Source organism: Microbacterium sp. Leaf203 (genome assembly GCF_001421275.1).
GTDB lineage: Bacteria > Actinomycetota > Actinomycetes > Actinomycetales > Microbacteriaceae > Microbacterium > Microbacterium testaceum_A.
The window spans coordinates 689,096-706,479 of the sequence record NZ_LMKF01000031.1 but is presented as its reverse complement, the minus strand read 5'-3'; the positions used below and the strand labels follow the sequence as shown (position 1 = coordinate 706,479).

Below are 17,384 nucleotides of genomic sequence, written 5' to 3'. Positions count from 1 at the left end.
GAACGCTCCCTACTGCGTCGGCCGTTCGTCGCGGATCGACCCTCACGGATCGAGCCCCGCCGAGCGGACCAGGATGCCCCCCACGAAGAGAGTAAATCGGCGCCACGCGGAAGACAATGGGTGGAAGTCCCCTACAGACGTGCGCGGACAACGCAGAGGACCGGATGCCGTGTGGCATCCGGTCCTCCGGCTCGAGCGTGTGAACTCGCGGCGCGTGCGGGGGAGAGTCCCCGTCGGGCGAGCTCCCGCTCCTCAGTACTCGCGGTCGATGAGCTGCGGCGGAACCTGATCAGCCGCGACCTCGTCGACGAAGAACGCCGTGCGACGGCGGCCCTTCGCCCCGGCCGCGGGAACGCTCTGATAGCTCGCACCGGCGAGGGCGAGACCCAGGGCGGCGGCCTTGTCGGCGCCCGCGACGACCATCCACACGCGCTTCGACGAGTTGATGACCGGCCGCGTCAGCGAGACGCGATCGCTCGGCGGCTTGGGGGAGTTGCGCACCGGGACGGTGGCCCGATCGGTCACCGAGATCTCGGGACGATCGGGGAACAGCGAGGCGATGTGCGCGTCGGGTCCGACCCCGAGGAAGCAGATGTCGAAAGCGGGCCAGGGTCCCGTCTCGCTGCGGTCCGAGGGAGCGAACTGCGCCAACTCGTCGGCGTACGCGATCGCCGCGGCATCGAGGTCGAGACCGTCCTCGCTCGAGGCGACGGTGTGGATGTTCTCGGCCGGGATGTCGAGGTGGTCGAGGAACGCCTCGCGGGCCTGCTTCTCGTTGCGGTCGTCCGAGTCGCGCGGAACGAACCGCTCGTCGCCGAACCAGAAGTGCACGAGCGACCAGTCGATCTCGCCGACCCGCGCGTCCTTCGCTGCGGTGCGCAGCACCGCTCCGCCCATCGTGCCGCCGGTGAGGCACACGTGCATGCGCTTGCCCTCGGCGACCCGCTTGACGATGCGGTTCACGAAGCGCGTGGCGACGTACGAGGCGAGGGTCTCGGCGTCCGGCTTGATGATGACCTGCTTGACCGAGCCGTTGTCGGTCATGCGTCGTCCCGCTCGCTCGCGGCGAGCAGCAGGTCGTGCCCCTCGGTGATCACGCGACCGTAGAGGAGGTCGGGGTCGAGGCGGCGCAGCTCCTCGGCGAGGCACTCGCGCAACGTGCGGCGCGGGAACGCCAGGTCGTGGGTGGGCTGACCGGGCTGCGTGAGCACCGCGACCCCCGCCTCGGGCCGCTCGAGCAGCGTGTCGCCGCTCGGACGGGTGAGACGCACCGACTTGATGCCGCTCGCCCACTCCTCGGCCGGCAGGTAGGCGTAGTCGACGGGAGCCTCGAGCTTCATCCCCAACCAGGCCGCCAGTAGGGCGGTGGAGGGGGAGTCGGCGGCGCCGCGGACCTCGATCGCGGTGACCGGCTCGTACGGGGGCTGATCGAGCACGGCCGCGAGCTGCTCGCGCCAGCGCGTCACACGGGTCCAGGCGAAGTCGGTGTCACCGGGGGAGTAGTGCTCGCCGAGCCGGGCGACCCAGGCGGCCGGGTCGGCCTGCGACGACGCGTCGGTGATGCGACGCTGCGCGATCCGACCGATCGCGGAGTGCGAGGGGTCCTCGGGCGCGTCGGCCGGCCACCAGGCCACGACCGGGGCATCGGGGAGCAGCAGGCCGGTGACGAGGCTCTCGGCGTTCGAGCCCGCGGCGCCGTGGGCGCGCAGCACCACGACCTCGCTCGCGCCGGCGTCGCCGCCCACGCGGATCTGGGCGTCGAGGCGGGGCTCGTCGTCGTCGTCGCCGAACAGCACGGCGATCACGCGCATCGGGTGTTCGCGCGAGGCGTCGTTGGCCGCTTCGATGACCTCTTCTTCGGCGCCGTGGTGCGTGACGATGATGAGCGTCAGCACGCGGCCGAGGGCGACGGCGCCGCCCTCTTCGCGCACGCTGACGAGCTTCTTCGAGATGGCGCTGACGGTGGTGTCGGGCAGATCGATGATCACGGGCGTCTCCAGGTGCGACCGTCGCGGGCGAGGAGTTCGTCGGCGGATGCCGGACCCCACGAACCGGGCGAATACTGTTCGAGCGGACCGCCCTGGGCGGACCAGAACTCCTCGATCGGGTCGAGGATCTTCCAGCTGAGCTCCACCTCTTCGTGCCGGGGGAACAGCGGCGGATCGCCCAGCAGCACGTCGAGGATGAGGCGCTCGTAGGCCTCGGGGCTCGCCTCGGTGAAGGCGTGCCCGTAGCCGAAGTCCATCGTGACGTCGCGCACCTGGGTGCCGTCGCCGGGGACCTTCGACCCGAAGCGTATCGTCACGCCCTCGTCGGGCTGGACGCGGATGACGAGGGCGTTCTGCCCCAGCTCCTGCGTCTGACTCTGCGAGAACAGCTGCTGCGGCGCGCGCTTGAACACCACGGCGACCTCGGTCACGCGGCGACCCAGACGCTTTCCGCTGCGGACGTAGAAGGGGACCCCTGACCAGCGGCGGGTGTTGATCTCGAGCTTGATCGCCGCGTACGTCTCGGTGACCGACTCGGGGTTCATGCCGTCTTCCTCGAGGAAGCCGAGCACCTGCTCGCCGCCCTGCCAGCCGCCGGCGTACTGACCGCGAGCGGTCGCCTCGGCGAGGTTCTCGGGCACGCGGACCGCGGCCAGGACCTTCTCTTTCTCGGCGCGCAGGTCGGCGGCGTTGAAGCTGATGGGCTCTTCCATCGCCGTGAGCGCGAGCAGCTGCAGCAGGTGGTTCTGAATGACGTCGCGCGCCGCGCCGATGCCGTCGTAGTACCCGGCGCGACCACCGACGCCGATGTCCTCGGCCATGGTGATCTGCACGTGGTCGACGTAGTTGCGGTTCCAGATCGGCTCGTACAGCTCGTTCGCGAAGCGCAGCGCGAGGATGTTCTGCACCGTCTCTTTACCGAGGTAGTGGTCGATGCGGAAGATCGCGTCGGCGGGGAAAGCGCTCTCGACGACCTCGTTCAGCTCGCGCGCCGAGGCGAGGTCGTGACCGAACGGCTTCTCGATGACGACGCGGCGCCAGCCCGAGGTCTTCGTCTCGTCGTCACCCACGAGCCCCGACGCCTTCAGCTGGGTGGTGACCAGCGGGAAGGCCTTCGGCGGGATCGACAGGTAGTACGCGTGGTTGCCCATCGTGCCGCGCTCGGTGTCGAGCTTGTCGACGGTCTCGCGCAGACGACCGAACGCCTCGGGGTCGTCGAACTCGCCCTGGACGAAGCGGATGCCCTCGAGGAGCTCCTTCCACGTCTCCTCGCGGAACTCCGTACGGGCGTACTTCTTGACCGACTCGTACACGACCTCGGCGAAGTCCTGGTCCTCCCAGTCGCGACGCGCGAAGCCCACGAGCGCGAAGCCCGGGGGCAGCAGGCCGCGGTTGGCGAGGTCGTAGACCGCCGGCATGAGTTTCTTGCGCGAGAGGTCGCCGGTGACGCCGAAGATCACGAGGGCGCTGGGCCCCGCGATCCGGCTCAGACGGCGATCCTCGGGATCGCGCAACGGATTGTGACCCGGAGTGATCTCTACGACCATGCTTTACTGCGCCGCCTCGAAGAGTGAGAGCACGTCGACCTGCGGGTCGGTCAGCGTCAGCGTGACGACGGGACGGCCGTGGCCCTCCGCCAGCACGCTCGCGTCGCCCGCGGCCTGTGCCTGGATGAGTTGTCCGAACGTGAACGGTCGACCGGGGATCTCGAGGTCGACGTCGGTGCGTTCGATGATCTGGAGGAACACGCCGCTGGCGGGTCCTCCCTTGTGGAACTGTCCGGTGGAGTGCAGGAACCGCGGTCCCCAGCCGAACGTGGTGGGGCGACCCGAGTCGGCCGCCACGAGTTCGCGGAGTCCCGCGAGCTGCGCCAGTTCGAGACGGTTCACGTACGCCTGGACGCTGACGTAGCCATCGGCCGGGACCGTCCGCCACAGCGCTTCCAGGACGCCCGCGACCGTGCCGCTCGCCGCGAGGGCGGGGTCGGACACGCGCACCTCGACGCCGCGGTCGACGAAGACCGGGGCGGTGGGAGCGGGCTGCGCGTCGAGCAGGCCGCGCGTCGCCTCTTTCGCCGACTCGACGTCGGGCTGATCGAAGGGATCGATCCCGAGCAGTCGGCCGGCGATCGCGGTGGCGTACTCCCACACGACGAACTGCGCACCGAGCGAACCGCTCATGAGCACTTCGCCGGTGTGCCGCTCGAACAGGTGGAATGCCTCGGCGTCGTCGACGAACCGCACGACCTGAAGGTCGTCGGGCTTCGACTCGAGCTCGGGCGACACGGGGAGCAGGACGACGGGCAGGATGCCGGTGCCCTCCTTCCCGGTCGATTCGGCGACGAGCTGCTCGATCCAGTCGGGCAGGCCGATGATGTGGCTTCCGTCGGTGACCAGACCGAGCTTGTCGCGGCGGTGTACCCCGCCGCCCGCGATCGCCGCGGCGAGCACGAGGGCCGGGTTCTCGGGGGAGTCGATCGCGACCTCGAGCAGAGTGGCATCCGCCTCGTCGAGGAGGTCCTCGATGTCGACGCCGGCGAGGCCGGTGGGCACGAGCCCGAACGCTGTGAGCGCCGAGTAGCGTCCGCCCACGGTCGGATCGGCGGTGAACACCCGGTAGCCGTCGGCGCGAGCCGACTGCTCGAGCGGGGAGCCGGGGTCGGTGACCACCACGATGCGACCGGCGGGGTCGATGCCGAGGTCGCGGAAGGCGGCCTCGAAGGCCCGCTTGGCGGAGTCGGTCTCAATGGTCGCGCCCGACTTGCTCGAGACCACCAGCACGGTCTGCTCGAGACCGCCGGACTCGGCGTCGCCGTCGATCGCGGCGAGCACCTGGCCCGGAGCGGTCGAGTCGAGGATGACGAGCGGCACGCCCGCCGACTGCGCGATGACCTCGGGAGCGAGCGAGGACCCGCCCATTCCGGCGAGGACGACGCGGGTCACACCCTGCGCGACGAGTTCGTCGCGCAGGGCCGTGATCTCGGCCACGAGCGGGCGCGAGACGGTGACCGCCCGCACCCACCCGAGTCGACGCGACGCCTCGTCCTCGGCCGCCGCGCCCCACAGGGTGGGGTCGGCCGCCGTGATCCCCGACGCGATGAGCGAGCCGGTCAGGCCCGGCAGCTCCGCGTCGACGACCGACTTGACGTGGCCGGTGACCTTGACGGCGAGAGTCACTGCGCGGCCTGGGCGCTTCCGGCCTGCAGCGCGGTCTTCACGGTGTCCTGCAGCTCGTGCCACGAGGCGATGAACTTCTCGACACCCTCGTCCTCGAGCACCTGCGTGGCGTCGGCCACGTCGACGCCGGCCGCTGCCAGGCGGTCGAAGACCTCGTGCGCCTCGGCGTAGGCACCGGTGACCGTGTCACCCGCGATGACGCCGTGGTCGAAGGTCGCCTCGAGCGTCTTCTCGGGCATCGTGTTGACGGTGCCGGGGGCGACGAGCTCGGTGACGTACAGCGTGTCGGGCAGCGCGGGGTCCTTGACGCCGGTCGACGCCCAGAGCGGACGCTGCACCGTGGCACCGGCATCCAGCAGCTTCGTGGCGCGGTCCTCCGAGAACTTCTTCTCGTAGAGCTCGTACGCCAGGCGCGCGTTCGCGATGCCGGCCTTGCCCTTGAGGGCTGCGGCCTCGTCGGTGCCGATCGCGGAAAGGCGCTTGTCGATCTCGGTGTCGACGCGCGAGACGAAGAACGACGCCACCGACTGCAGGGTTGAGATGTCGTGACCGGCGGCCTGCGCCTTCTCGACACCGGCGAGGTACGCGTCGATGACCTCTTCGTAGCGCTCGAGGCTGAAGATCAGCGTGACGTTGACCGAGATGCCCGCACCGATGACCTCGGTGATGGCGGGGAGGCCGGCCTTGGTCGCGGGGATCTTGATGAGGACGTTCTTGCGGTCGACGCGGGCCGACAAGTCCTTCGCCTGGGCGATGGTCCCCTCGGTGTCGTGGGCGAGGTCGGGCGAGACCTCGATCGACACGCGGCCGTCGACGCCGTTGGTGGCCTCGAAGACCGGAAGGAAGATGTCGCACGCGTCGCGCACGTCGTCGGTGGTGATCGAGAAGATCGCCTCGTCGACGCTGGCGTCGGCGGCCGCGAGCTCCTTGACCTGGCCCTCGTACGCCTCGCCCTTCGACAGGGCGCCGGCGAAGATGGTCGGGTTCGTGGTGACACCCGAGACGTTGCGCGACTCGATGAGCTCGGCGAGGTTGCCGGACTGGATGCGCTGACGCGACAGGTCGTCCAGCCAGATGCTGACGCCGGCGGCCGAGAGGTCTGCGGTGGGAGTGCTCATGGTTCTGGTTCTCCTCTGATTACTTCTTCGCGGCGGCCAGCGACTCGTGCGCGGCCTCGACGACGTGCTCGGTGGTGATGCCGAACTTCTGGAAAAGGGTCTTGTAGTCGGCCGACGCGCCGAAGTGGTCGATCGCGACGGAGCGGCCGGCGTCGCCGACGATGCCCGCCCAGCTGAGCGCGGAACCGGCTTCGACCGACACGCGGGCCTTGACCGACGACGGCAGCACCGACTCGCGGTACGCCTCGTCCTGCTCGGCGAACCACTCGAGCGAGGGGGCCGACACGACGCGGGCGTGCACGCCCTCGGCGGCGAGCTTCTCGCGCGCCTCGACGGCCAGCTGCACCTCGGAGCCGGTGGCGATCAGGATCATGTCGGGCTCGCCGTTCTTGGCCTCGGCCAGTACGTACGCTCCCTTGACCGCGCCTTCGGCGGAGGCGAACTCATCTCCGGATGCCGCACCCTCGCCGCGGGCGAAGACGGGGATGTTCTGGCGGGTCAGGGCGATGCCGGCGGGACCGGCGGTGCGGCGCAGCATCTCGAGCCAGACGACGCTGGTCTCGTTGGCATCCGCGGGACGCACGAGGGCGAAGTTGGGGATGGCGCGGAGCGTGGCGATCTGCTCGATCGGCTGGTGCGTGGGGCCGTCCTCGCCGAGGGCGACGGAGTCGTGCGTCCAGACGAAGATCGTGGGGATGTTCATCAGGGCGGCCAGACGCACCGGCGGGCGCATGTAGTCGCTGAAGATGAGGAACGTGCCGCCGAAGGGGCGCGTGGGGCCGTGGAGCACGATGCCGTTGAGGATCGCACCCATGGCGTGCTCGCGGATGCCGAAGTGGAGCACGCGGCCGTAGGGGTCGCCCGACCACTCGTGCGTCGACCAGCTGGCGGGGATGAAGGACTTGGCATCCTTGATCGTCGTCAGGTTCGACTCGGCGAGGTCGGCCGAACCGCCCCAGAGCTCGGGGAGCTCGGCGGCGAGGGCGTTGATGACCGTGCCGCTGGCGGCGCGGGTCGAGACGTCCTTGCCCGCCTCGAAGGCGGGGAGCGCGTCGGCGATGCCCTCGGGGAGCTCGCGCGCCTGCAGGCGGTCCCACAGCTGCTTGCGCTCGGGGTGGGCCTCGGCCCACGCGTCGAACTTCTGCTGCCAGGCGGCCTTCTCGGCCTCGCCGCGCTCGACGAGCTTGCGCGTGTGGGCGATGACGTCGTCGGCGACGGCGAAGTGCTGCTCGGGGTCGAAGCCGAGCACCTCCTTCGTGGCCTTCAGCTCGTCGGCGCCGAGGGCCGAGCCGTGGATCTTGCCGGAGTTCTGCTTGCCGGGGGAGGGCCAGCCGATGATCGTCTTGAGGACGATGAGCGAGGGCTTGCTCGTCTCGCCCTTCGCGCGCTCGATCGCGGCGTGGAGTTCGGCGACGTCTTCGACGTACTCGCCGGTCTTCTTCCAGTCGACCGTCTGCACGTGCCAGCCGTAGGCCTCGTAACGCTTCTGGACGTCCTCGGTGAAGGCGACGTTGGTGTCGTCCTCGATCGAGATCTGGTTGGAGTCGTAGATGGCGATGAGGTTGCCGAGCTCCTGGTGGCCGGCGAGCGAGGAGGCCTCGCTGGTCACTCCCTCCTGCAGGTCGCCGTCGCCGGCGATCACGTAGACGTAGTGGTCGAAGGGGCTCTCGCCGGCCGGCGACTCCGGGTCGAACAGGCCGCGCTCGTAGCGGGCGGCGTAGGCGAAGCCGACGGACGAGGCGAGGCCCTGGCCGAGGGGGCCCGTGGTGATCTCGACACCGTCGGTGTGGCCATACTCGGGGTGACCGGGGGTCAGCGAGCCCCAGGTGCGCAGCGCCTCGAGGTCCTTCTTCTCGAGGCCGAAGCCGCCGAGGTAGAGCTGAACGTACTGGGTCAGCGAGGAGTGACCGACCGACAGGATGAAGCGGTCGCGGCCCGGCCAGTGCGTGTCGGCGGGATCGTGGCGCATGACGCGCTGGTAGAGCAGGTAGGCCGCGGGTGCGAGCGACATCGCGGTTCCGGGGTGGCCGTTGCCCACCTTCTCCACGGCATCCGCCGCGAGGATGCGGGCGGTGTCCACCGCGCGCCGATCGATGTCATCCCATTCGAAGTCCGACAACTGGGTCGCCTTTCTCGATACTGAGCGCCCGGGTTCACTTCCGACGCCGCACTCACCACCGTAGGAGTGGGAGAGGGGTGGGGTGTCGGCGCGGGGCGCGCGTTCATCGCCAGCATAGCGAGAACGCCGGTGCAGGTTGCGGTGCGTGACGGGGCTCGACAGACGGCCGGTCGTGTGGTGGACATGGCATAGAATCGTGGAGGTTCTATACGCGCTTACCCCGGGGGACGATGGACATCTCGACGACGTCGCACGTCATTGCGACGACCGATCGCCGCTCCGTCGGACGTACCCTCCGGGCCTACGTCGCTCTGACGAAGCCCCGCGTCCTCGAGCTGCTGCTCGTGACCACCGTGCCGGTGATGATCCTGGCGCAGGGTGGTCTGCCGAATCTGTGGCTGATCCTGGCCACCGTGATCGGCGGCTCGCTGAGCGCGGGCTCGGCCGCGGCGTTCAACATGTATCTCGATCGCGACATCGACGCGCACATGCAGCGCACGGTCAACCGGCCGCTCGTGACGGGCGAGGTCTCGCCCCGCGGCGCGCTGGTCTTCGCGTGGACGTTGGCCGTCGTGTCGACGGTGTGGCTGTGGGCTTTCACCAACGTCCTCGCGGCGGGTCTGTCGGCCGCGGCGATCTTCTTCTACGTGGTGATCTACACGATCATCCTCAAGCGCCGCACCGAGCAGAACATCGTCTGGGGCGGGATCGCCGGGTGCTTCCCGGTCCTCATCGGCTGGTCGGCCGTGACGGGCTCGCTGTCGTGGGCGCCGTTCATCCTCTTCGCGCTGGTGTTCCTGTGGACGCCGCCGCACTACTGGCCGCTGTCGATGAAGTACGCGGCGCAGTACGACGAGGTCGACGTGCCCATGCTGGGCGCCACCCGCAGCGGTTCGCAGGTCGGACTGCAGGTCATCCTGTACGCGTGGGCGACCGTCGCGTGCTCGCTCCTGCTGATCCCGGTCGCGCCGATGGGTCTCGTCTACACCGTGTCGGCCCTCGTCTTCGGTGGCTGGTTCATCTACGAATCGCACCGCCTCTACTCGCGCGCCGTGCGCGGGGGCGAGCCCCGCCCGATGCGCGTGTTCCACGCCTCGATCACGTACCTGACGCTGCTGTTCGTCGCGATCGCCGTCGACCCGCTACTTCCGTTCTGATCGGATTCGACAGCGCCCGTCCCGTCTGCGGGGCGGGCGCTTCGTCGTTTCGGGATGCCGGCTGCCCGCGCGTCCGTCGGGTTGGTCGACCGGTTCAACCGGCGGTCGACGGGCCCCGGGGCAGCGCGGCGACGGCGCGGTCCTCCGCTGATCTCGCGCCGCGACACGGTGCGCGCGCGGTTCCGCCACCAGCGAAGTGCGCGCGATCGGCGTGGCGAGGCGGACCCGACTCGTGCGGTCAGACCCCGCGGTGGTGCGAGGCGATGGTGCTGCGGGGAGGGAGGGTGTCCTTGAGCGACCCGCGGTGCCCACGATGCTGTTCGGTCGTGATCCCGCGCCCGCGGGTGGAGGACTCCCGTACGCGAAAGCGCCCGCCCCCCGAAGGGAGCGGGCGCTTTCTCGTCGCGAGTCAGCGGCCGGTCGAACCGTCACCCGCGTCGAGCTTGGGCGCGTCGTGAGTCGCGGCGGCGGCCTGCGGCGGAGCGGGGGTCGTCGAGGGCACCTCGACGTCGGCGTCCTCGACCGCGAGGGGGGTTGCGGTGGTCGCCGGAGCGAACGGAGCGGCGGGGACGGCGCTCTCGGCGGCCGTCTCGTCGTCGCTGTTCCAGTCGATCGTCTCGATCGCGACGTCGGGGCGGCGGGTCAGCGTGGCCGCGGCGGCGAGCGCCAGGACCGCGACGATGCCGATGGCACCGGCGCCGAGGACGGCGGCGCCGACGACGACCCATGACTGGCCGACGTAGACCTGCACGACGGTGGCGTTCGGGTCGTTGAGCACCTGCTCCATCGCGTCGATCCCGTTCAGGACGATCGCGAGTCCGCCGGCGATGGCGGCCAGGGATGCGACGACGAGCACCCAGAACGGGATGCTGGTCACCAGGCGGGGACGAGTCTTCATGGGGAGTACTCCTTGTCGTTCCGACAGGGGGTTGTCGGGCGGCGGGTCCCGAAGCGGGGGACGACGGGACGGTGGGCACGGAAGTGCCACGATCAACGATGACCTACGAGCCAGTGCTCCGTGTAGGGGTCGCCGATGAATCGCCTATGAGCGTATAAGGGGGTCTCGTGGGCCTTACGCGGGGGAACGCGGTCCGTTCGGCGCAACTCGGTCGCGCGTCGTCGGCGCCTCAGCCGTGAGCAGCCGCCGTCTCGCGCTCGGCACCCTGACGCCCCGCGACCGCGGACACCTTGAGGCGCAGAACGACGACCGTCATGGTCGCGGCGGCCAGAGCGGCCAGGACCATGTGGGTGCCCACGGCCCACTCGGGCAGGCCGTTGCGGGCCTGGTAGAGCCCCACGGCGATCTGCACCAGCTCGACGGCCAGCAGGGCGACGGCCCAGCGGCGCACCGGCAGGCGCAGGCGCCAGGACGCGATGACCACGACGAGCGTCAGGGCGAACAGGGCGTATCCCGGCCAGGAGTGCACGTGCTCGAGCACCTCGGCATCGAAACCGTTGCGTCCGGCCGAGGCGTCGCCCGAGTGCGGGCCGGCGCCGGTGGTGAGAACGCCGAAGACGATGGTGAGGGCGAGGACGCCGGTCGTCGCGTGAACGAGCCCGGCGAACCAGCGCGGGGCGGCGAGCAGGCGCGGCCCGACCGGCTGATTCATGCGCACGAGGAACGCCGCGCACACCGCCACGATCGACACCGACGCGATGTAGTGGAACCCGACGATGAAGGGGTTCAGGCCGGTGAGCACCGTGATGCCGCCCACGACCGCCTGCGCGACGATGCCGACGAGCACGACGAGCGAGAGTACGAACAGCACGCGGCGCTCGTGACGCATGCGCCACACCAGCACGACCACGGCGAGGGCCAGGATGCCGACGAGCCCGGTCAGTGTGCGGTTGCCGAACTCGATGATGCCGTGGATGCCCATCTCGGGGGTGTTCACGAGGGAGTCGGGGGTGCAGCGCGGCCAGGTGGGGCAGCCCAGGCCCGAACCCGTCAGTCGGACGGCCCCGCCGGTGCCGATGATCAGCACTTCGGCGATGAACGACAGCCACGCGAAGACGCGCACACGGCGGTCGACGTCGGTCGGGAGCCACTCGACGATCCGTCGCAGGGGTGCGGGGACGCGCGTCGAGGCGGTGGGGGACGAGGCGGAGGGCATGCGTACGGCTTCCTGGCGTCGAGGTGCTCCGGGCTGTCGGGAGAGCGGGCCTGCCATGCCGGGAGCGGGTGTTACCTGTAGAATCGAAGGGTCCGGGTGCAGCGCTCGCGCGAACCGCACCCACGACAGTCTAGGCGCGCAGCCAGCGCCTTCGAGCGGGCCCACCAGCGACCTTCCTGGGACTTCGACCGGAGTCCGGAATGTCGGGGCGGATGACACCGTTGTGGCCCGAGAAGGAGAGTGATCACCATGTCCGATGTCCTCATCGACCGACCAGAGCTCGAAAGCCTGGGGCAATACGAGTTCGGCTGGCACGACACCGACGCGGCGGGCGCGATCGCGCAGCGCGGCATCAACGAAGACGTCGTCCGCGGCATCTCGGCGCTGAAGTCCGAGCCCGAGTGGATGCTCAAGACGCGCCTGAAGGGCTACCAGCTCTTCGGCAAGAAGCCGATGCCCACGTGGGGCGCCGACCTGTCGGAGATCGACTTCGACAACATCAAGTACTTCGTGCGCTCGACCGAGAAGCAGGCCCAGACCTGGGAAGACCTTCCGGAAGAGATCCGCAACACCTACGAGAAGCTGGGCATCCCCGAGGCCGAGCGTCAGCGCCTGGTCGCCGGCGTCGCCGCCCAGTACGAGTCCGAGGTGGTCTACCACCAGATCCGCGAGGACCTCGAGCAGCAGGGTGTCATCTTCATGGACACCGACACCGCCCTGCGCGAGCACCCCGAGTTCTTCGAGGAGTACTTCGGCACCGTCATCCCCGCCGGTGACAACAAGTTCGCGGCGTTGAACACGGCCGTCTGGTCGGGCGGCTCGTTCGTCTACGTCCCCAAGGGCGTTCACGTCGAGATCCCGCTGCAGGCGTACTTCCGCATCAACACCGAGAACATGGGTCAGTTCGAGCGGACGCTGATCATCGCCGACGAGGACAGCTACGTCCACTACATCGAGGGCTGCACCGCTCCGATCTACAAGAGCGACTCGCTGCACTCGGCCGTGGTCGAGATCATCGTGAAGAAGAACGCCCGCGTGCGCTACACGACGATCCAGAACTGGTCGAACAACGTCTACAACCTCGTCACCAAGCGCGCCGTCGCCCACGAGGGAGCGACCATGGAATGGGTCGACGGCAACATCGGCTCCAAGGTGACGATGAAGTACCCCTCCATCTACCTGATGGGCGAGCACGCCAAGGGCGAGACCCTGTCGGTCGCCTTCGCCGGTCCCGGTCAGCACCAGGACGCCGGCGCCAAGATGATCCACATGGCGCCGTACACGCAGTCGTCGATCGTCTCGAAGTCGATCGCCCGCGGCGGCGGTCGCGCCGGATACCGCGGCGAGGTGCGGGTGGACGCCAACGCGCACCACTCCGCCAACACCGTGCGCTGCGACGCCCTGCTCGTCGACACCATCTCGCGCAGCGACACCTACCCCGCGATCGACATCCGCGTCGACGACGTGCAGCTCGGCCACGAGGCCACGGTCTCGAAGGTCAGCGAAGAGCAGCTGTTCTACCTGCAGTCGCGCGGCATGCCCGAAGACGAGGCCATGGCCATGATCGTCCGCGGGTTCATCGAGCCCATCGCGCGGGAGCTCCCCATGGAGTACGCGCTCGAACTCAACAAGCTCATCGAAATGGGCATGGAAGGATCCGTAGGCTAAATGACGACTGCGACCGAATCACCCACGGCACAGTCGACTGGCGCCGGTACGGGTCACATCGACCCGGCAGCCCTCGTGGCATCCGTCGTTCCGGTTCAGACGCGCTCGGAGCGTCTGACCTCGTTCGACCCGGCCGACTTCGGCACCCCCACGGGGCGCGAGGTCAACTGGAAGCTCAGCCCGATCACGCGCCTGGCTCCGCTGTTCGTCGACGAGGCCGGTCCGTCCGGTGTCATCTCCGTCGACGTGCAGGCGCCGGACGCCGTGGAGCAGCTGCGTCTCGCGGTCGGCGACGCGCCGCGCGGTGAGCACTTCCGGCCCGAAGACCTGCCCGCGGCCCTCGCCTGGACGCACGAGACCGAGGCTCCGCTCTTGCGGATCCCCGCGAACGTCGAGCTCGACGAGCCCGTCGTGGTGCGCTTGACCGGCACGGGCGGCCTCGCGCACGCCCACGTCGTGATCGAGGCTCAGCCCAACTCGCGCGGCACCGTGGTGCTGCGTCACGAGGGCACCGCGAATCACGCGCAGAACGTCGAGATCATCGTGCGCGACGGCGCCGACCTCACGGTCGTGTCGGTGCAGCGCTGGAATGACGCCGCCGTGCACGCGGCATCCCACCAGGCCCGTGTCGACCGCGACGCCAAGCTCACGCATGTCGTGGTGAGCTTCGGCGGCGGTGTCGTGCGCGTGAACCCCTCGGTGGAGCTCTCGGGCCCCGGCGCCGAGGGACGCCTGTACGGCCTGTCGTTCTCGGACGCCGGTCAGCACCTCGAGTCGCAGGTCTACCTGCACCACAAGGGTCCGCACACCGTCGGCGACGTGCTCTACAAGGGCGCGCTGCAGGGCGAGAGCGCGCGCAGCGTCTGGATCGGCGACGTGCTCATCGGACCGGATGCCACGGGCACCGATTCGTACGAGGCGAACCGCAACCTCGTGCTCACCGACGGCGCCCGCGCCGACTCGATCCCGAACCTCGAGATCGAGACAGGCGACATCCAGGGCGCCGGCCACGCCAGCGCCACGGGTCGTTTCGACGACGAGCAGCTGTTCTACCTGCAGGCTCGCGGCATCGCCGAAGACGAGGCGCGTCGCCTGGTCGTGCTCGGCTTCCTCAGCGAGATCGTGCAGCGCATCGGCATCCCCGAGCTCGAGACCGAGCTCATCGAGGCCATCGAGCACGAGCTGGCCGAAGGAGCTGCCGCGTGAGCGCTTCGCGCGTCTGCGCCCTGAGTGAGCTCGTCCAGGACGAGGCCCGTCGCGTCGAGATCGACGGCGTCGCCATGGCGGTCGTGCTCGACGGCAACGGCGAGGTCCACGCGATCGGCGACGTCTGCACGCACGGCGACATCTCGCTGTCGGACGGCTTCGTCGAGGGCGAGACGCTGGAGTGCTGGGCCCACGGCTCGGCGTTCTCGCTGAAGACCGGCCGCCCCCTGAACCTCCCGGCCTACGAGCCGGTCCCCGTGTACGAGGTCGTGATCGACGGAGACGACGTGCTCATCGATCCCGCCGTCACCAAGGCGACGGCCTGAGCGCCGCTCACGACAACGCCCACGACCTGAAGACTTACGAGTAAGGAACACCATGTCTGTCCTCGAGATCCGCGACCTCCACGTGACGGTCGAGACGGAGAACGGTACGACCCCGATCCTCAACGGCGTGACGCTGACCATGCGCACCGGTGAGACCCACGCCATCATGGGCCCCAACGGCTCCGGCAAGTCGACCCTGGCGTACACGATCGCCGGTCACCCCAAGTACACCGTCACGAGCGGCTCGATCACCCTCGACGGTGAAGACGTGCTCGAGATGAGCGTCGACGAACGCGCTCGCGCGGGCCTCTTCCTCGCGATGCAGTACCCGGTCGAGATCCCCGGCGTCACGGTGACGAACTTCCTCCGCACGGCCAAGACGGCCATCGACGGTGAGGCTCCGGCCATCCGCTCGTGGACGAAGGACGTCAAGGGCGCCATGGAGAACCTCCGCATGGACCCGAAGTTCGCCTCGCGCAACGTCAACGAGGGCTTCTCGGGCGGCGAGAAGAAGCGTCACGAGATCCTCCAGCTCGAGCTGCTCAAGCCGAAGATCGCCGTGCTCGACGAGACCGACTCCGGCCTCGACGTCGACGCGCTGAAGATCGTGTCCGAGGGCGTGAACCGCGCCAAGGAGCAGACCGACCTCGGCGTGCTGCTCATCACGCACTACACGCGCATCCTGCGCTACATCCGCCCCGACTTCGTGCACGTGGTCGTCAAGGGGCGGATCGTCGAGGAGGGCGGGCCCGAGCTCGCCGACCGACTCGAAGAAGAGGGTTACGACCGCTTCCTCGAGGCCGGTACGCCGATCGACGCGTAGGATCGTTACATGACCGCAACCCTCGCTCCCGAGAAGTACGACGAGGTCACCGAGGCTCTTAAAGACGTCATGGACCCCGAACTGGGGATCAACGTCGTCGACCTCGGCCTCATCTACGATCTCGCGTGGGACGACGAGAACGACGCGCTCGTCATCCACATGACCCTCACCTCGGCCGGCTGCCCGCTGACCGACGTGCTCGAAGAGCAGACCGCCCAGGCCCTCGACAACGTCGTGGAACGCTTCCGCATCAACTGGGTGTGGATGCCGCCGTGGGGTCCCGAGCGGATCACCGACGACGGCCGCGACATGATGCGCGCGCTCGGCTTCGCGATCTGACCGCAGAATCCGTCCTGAACGCCCATCCCTCCGGGGGTGGGCGTTCGGTGTTCGAGTGAGGGGAACGGTGCCCTTCTCGCGCCCGTGTGTCCTCCTCTGACGCGCAGGGTGCCGGCATCCGGGGTCCTCGTTAGGCTTTTTGCATGAGCGTTCCTCCGTTGCAGGCCCTGCCGCTCGAGCTCCTGCGTCAGCGCAGCAGCACGAAGTGGCGCTCCTACGACGACGACGTCATCCCGATGTTCGTGGCCGAGACCGACTTCCCGCTGGCGCCGGTGATCACCTTGGCGCTGCATCGGGCGGTCGAGATCGGCGACACGGGCTACACGCCTCCGCGTCCCGGCATCGACCTCGATTTCGCCGACTTCGCCGAGCGGCAGTGGGGGTGGCGACCGGACCCGGCGCGCATCCGCTGGACGGGCGACGTGATGATGGGCGTCGTCGAGGTGTTGCGGGGGGTGACCTCGCCCGGCGATCGGGTGATCGTGACGCCCCCCGTGTACCCGCCGTTCTACGACACGGTCGAAGAGGCGGGGGCGGTCGTGGAGCGCGTCCCGCTGATCGACGACGGGGAGCGCTGGCATCTCGACCTCGAGGGCATCGAGGCGGCCCTGGCGGGCGGAGCGCGCGCCGTGTTGCTGTGCAACCCGCACAACCCCACCGGGACCGTCCACTCCCGGGACTCCCTCGCTTCTCTCGCGCATCTCGCGAAGCGGTACGGCGCCAGCGTGGTCAGCGACGAGATCCACGCGCCGCTCACGCACGCCCCCGCGGTCTTCACTCCCTTCCTGGATGCCGGTGACGAGGCGGCCGCGGTCGGGTACATCGTGACGAGCGCGAGCAAGACCTACAACCTCGCCGGATTGAAGTGCGCCGTCATCGTGACCGGCTCGGAGGAGACCGCGGCGGTGGTGCGCGCCCTGCCGTGGGAGGTCGAGTGGCGGGCCGGGTTGTTCGGCGTCATCGCGAACCGGGCTGCGTTCTCGGCCGAGAGCGACGAATGGCTGGCCTCTCTGCTCGTGGCCCTGGACGACAACCGTCGTCTGCTCGCCGACCTGCTCGCCGAGCATCTGCCGCTCGCGCGGTATCGGATCCCCGAGGCGGGGTTCCTCGCGTGGGTCGACGTCTCGGCGTACGGCTGGGGCGACAATCCCGCTCCGTTCATCCGTCGCGAGGCGCAGGTCGCCCTGCACCACGGCCCGCTGTTCGGGGTCGAGGGGATCGGCCACGTGCGCATCAACGTGGGCTGCGCTCCCGAGGTGCTGAGCGAGGCGATCGAGAGGATCGGGAAGCTCGTCGATCGCGCGTAGCCGTCTCGGGTAGCTCGCCGTCGAGGCAGCGGCGTGGCATCCG

15 protein-coding genes are annotated in these 17,384 nt (G+C 69.3%); 7 read left to right on the top strand and 8 right to left on the bottom strand.

Going from position 1 to position 17,384, the window contains the following annotated elements:
- Positions 1 to 252: 252 nt before the first annotated feature.
- The 6 genes from pgl to tkt are packed head-to-tail and all read right to left on the bottom strand — an operon-like array spanning position 253 to position 8,401.
- Positions 253 to 1,044, bottom strand: coding sequence for a 6-phosphogluconolactonase (pgl, locus tag ASE56_RS16140; RefSeq protein ID WP_056232168.1), 792 nt, complete (start codon positions 1,042 to 1,044; stop codon positions 253 to 255).
- Complete coding sequence (locus ASE56_RS16135; protein ID WP_056232163.1) at positions 1,041 to 1,988, bottom strand: glucose-6-phosphate dehydrogenase assembly protein OpcA; 948 nt, start codon at positions 1,986 to 1,988, stop codon at positions 1,041 to 1,043. The genes pgl and ASE56_RS16135 overlap by 4 nt, the downstream gene beginning before the upstream one ends.
- Positions 1,985 to 3,535 carry a glucose-6-phosphate dehydrogenase gene (gene zwf / locus ASE56_RS16130; protein WP_056232160.1) on the bottom strand — a complete coding sequence of 517 codons (1,551 nt, stop codon included), beginning with the start codon at positions 3,533 to 3,535 and terminating at the stop codon, positions 1,985 to 1,987. Before zwf ends, ASE56_RS16135 begins: the two co-directional genes overlap by 4 nt.
- Before the next feature lie 3 nt (positions 3,536 to 3,538).
- A complete protein-coding gene (locus ASE56_RS16125; RefSeq protein ID WP_056232157.1) occupies positions 3,539 to 5,164 on the bottom strand; it encodes a glucose-6-phosphate isomerase in 1,626 nt (541 codons plus the stop codon).
- Entirely contained in the window at positions 5,161 to 6,282 is a 1,122-nt protein-coding gene (gene tal / locus ASE56_RS16120; RefSeq protein WP_056232154.1) for a transaldolase, read from the bottom strand. Before tal ends, ASE56_RS16125 begins: the two co-directional genes overlap by 4 nt.
- A gap of 19 nt (positions 6,283 to 6,301) precedes the next feature.
- Positions 6,302 to 8,401 (bottom strand): transketolase, encoded by a 2,100-nt coding sequence (gene tkt / locus ASE56_RS16115; protein WP_056232151.1) that lies wholly within the window; start codon positions 8,399 to 8,401, stop codon positions 6,302 to 6,304.
- Between the two features lie 230 nt (positions 8,402 to 8,631).
- Here tkt and ASE56_RS16110 point away from each other — a divergent pair, with 230 nt between their 5' ends.
- Positions 8,632 to 9,558, top strand: a complete 927-nt coding sequence (locus ASE56_RS16110) for a heme o synthase (protein ID WP_056232147.1) — start codon at positions 8,632 to 8,634, stop codon at positions 9,556 to 9,558.
- 409 nt (positions 9,559 to 9,967) lie between these two features.
- Here the strand turns inward: ASE56_RS16110 and ASE56_RS16105 are convergent, their stop codons facing one another.
- Positions 9,968 to 10,456, bottom strand: coding sequence for a hypothetical protein (locus tag ASE56_RS16105; protein WP_056232144.1), 489 nt, complete (start codon positions 10,454 to 10,456; stop codon positions 9,968 to 9,970).
- A gap of 229 nt (positions 10,457 to 10,685) precedes the next feature.
- Positions 10,686 to 11,672 (bottom strand): heme A synthase, encoded by a 987-nt coding sequence (locus tag ASE56_RS16100; RefSeq protein ID WP_074694861.1) that lies wholly within the window; start codon positions 11,670 to 11,672, stop codon positions 10,686 to 10,688.
- A gap of 249 nt (positions 11,673 to 11,921) precedes the next feature.
- Here ASE56_RS16100 and sufB point away from each other — a divergent pair, with 249 nt between their 5' ends.
- The 6 genes from sufB to ASE56_RS16070 all read left to right on the top strand — a co-directional run bounded on the left by sufB (position 11,922) and on the right by ASE56_RS16070 (position 17,341).
- Complete coding sequence (sufB, locus tag ASE56_RS16095) at positions 11,922 to 13,340, top strand: Fe-S cluster assembly protein SufB (protein ID WP_056232442.1); 1,419 nt, start codon at positions 11,922 to 11,924, stop codon at positions 13,338 to 13,340.
- Positions 13,341 to 14,546, top strand: a complete 1,206-nt coding sequence (gene sufD, locus ASE56_RS16090) for a Fe-S cluster assembly protein SufD (RefSeq protein ID WP_056232140.1) — start codon at positions 13,341 to 13,343, stop codon at positions 14,544 to 14,546.
- Entirely contained in the window at positions 14,543 to 14,872 is a 330-nt protein-coding gene (locus tag ASE56_RS16085; protein ID WP_056232135.1) for a non-heme iron oxygenase ferredoxin subunit, read from the top strand. The genes sufD and ASE56_RS16085 overlap by 4 nt, the downstream gene beginning before the upstream one ends.
- A gap of 52 nt (positions 14,873 to 14,924) precedes the next feature.
- Complete coding sequence (gene sufC, locus ASE56_RS16080; RefSeq protein ID WP_056232130.1) at positions 14,925 to 15,695, top strand: Fe-S cluster assembly ATPase SufC; 771 nt, start codon at positions 14,925 to 14,927, stop codon at positions 15,693 to 15,695.
- Positions 15,696 to 15,704: 9 nt separating this feature from the next.
- Positions 15,705 to 16,034: a metal-sulfur cluster assembly factor gene (locus ASE56_RS16075; protein WP_056232125.1), complete on the top strand. Its 330-nt coding sequence runs from the start codon at positions 15,705 to 15,707 to the stop codon at positions 16,032 to 16,034.
- A 143-nt stretch (positions 16,035 to 16,177) separates the two neighbouring features.
- A complete protein-coding gene (locus ASE56_RS16070) occupies positions 16,178 to 17,341 on the top strand; it encodes a MalY/PatB family protein (RefSeq protein WP_056232122.1) in 1,164 nt (387 codons plus the stop codon).
- Positions 17,342 to 17,384: the final 43 nt, after the last annotated feature.

Coding starts and splice junctions, on each gene's coding strand:
- pgl (WP_056232168.1), bottom strand. CDS start 1,044: ATGACCGACAACGGCTCGGTCAAGCAGGTCATCATCAAGCCGGACGCC.
- sufC (WP_056232130.1), top strand. CDS start 14,925: ATGTCTGTCCTCGAGATCCGCGACCTCCACGTGACGGTCGAGACGGAG.
- ASE56_RS16075 (WP_056232125.1), top strand. CDS start 15,705: ATGACCGCAACCCTCGCTCCCGAGAAGTACGACGAGGTCACCGAGGCT.
- sufB (WP_056232442.1), top strand. CDS start 11,922: ATGTCCGATGTCCTCATCGACCGACCAGAGCTCGAAAGCCTGGGGCAA.
- ASE56_RS16110 (WP_056232147.1), top strand. CDS start 8,632: ATGGACATCTCGACGACGTCGCACGTCATTGCGACGACCGATCGCCGC.
- ASE56_RS16070 (WP_056232122.1), top strand. CDS start 16,178: ATGAGCGTTCCTCCGTTGCAGGCCCTGCCGCTCGAGCTCCTGCGTCAG.
- ASE56_RS16100 (WP_074694861.1), bottom strand. CDS start 11,672: ATGCCCTCCGCCTCGTCCCCCACCGCCTCGACGCGCGTCCCCGCACCC.
- sufD (WP_056232140.1), top strand. CDS start 13,341: ATGACGACTGCGACCGAATCACCCACGGCACAGTCGACTGGCGCCGGT.
- zwf (WP_056232160.1), bottom strand. CDS start 3,535: ATGGTCGTAGAGATCACTCCGGGTCACAATCCGTTGCGCGATCCCGAG.
- ASE56_RS16105 (WP_056232144.1), bottom strand. CDS start 10,456: ATGAAGACTCGTCCCCGCCTGGTGACCAGCATCCCGTTCTGGGTGCTC.
- tal (WP_056232154.1), bottom strand. CDS start 6,282: ATGAGCACTCCCACCGCAGACCTCTCGGCCGCCGGCGTCAGCATCTGG.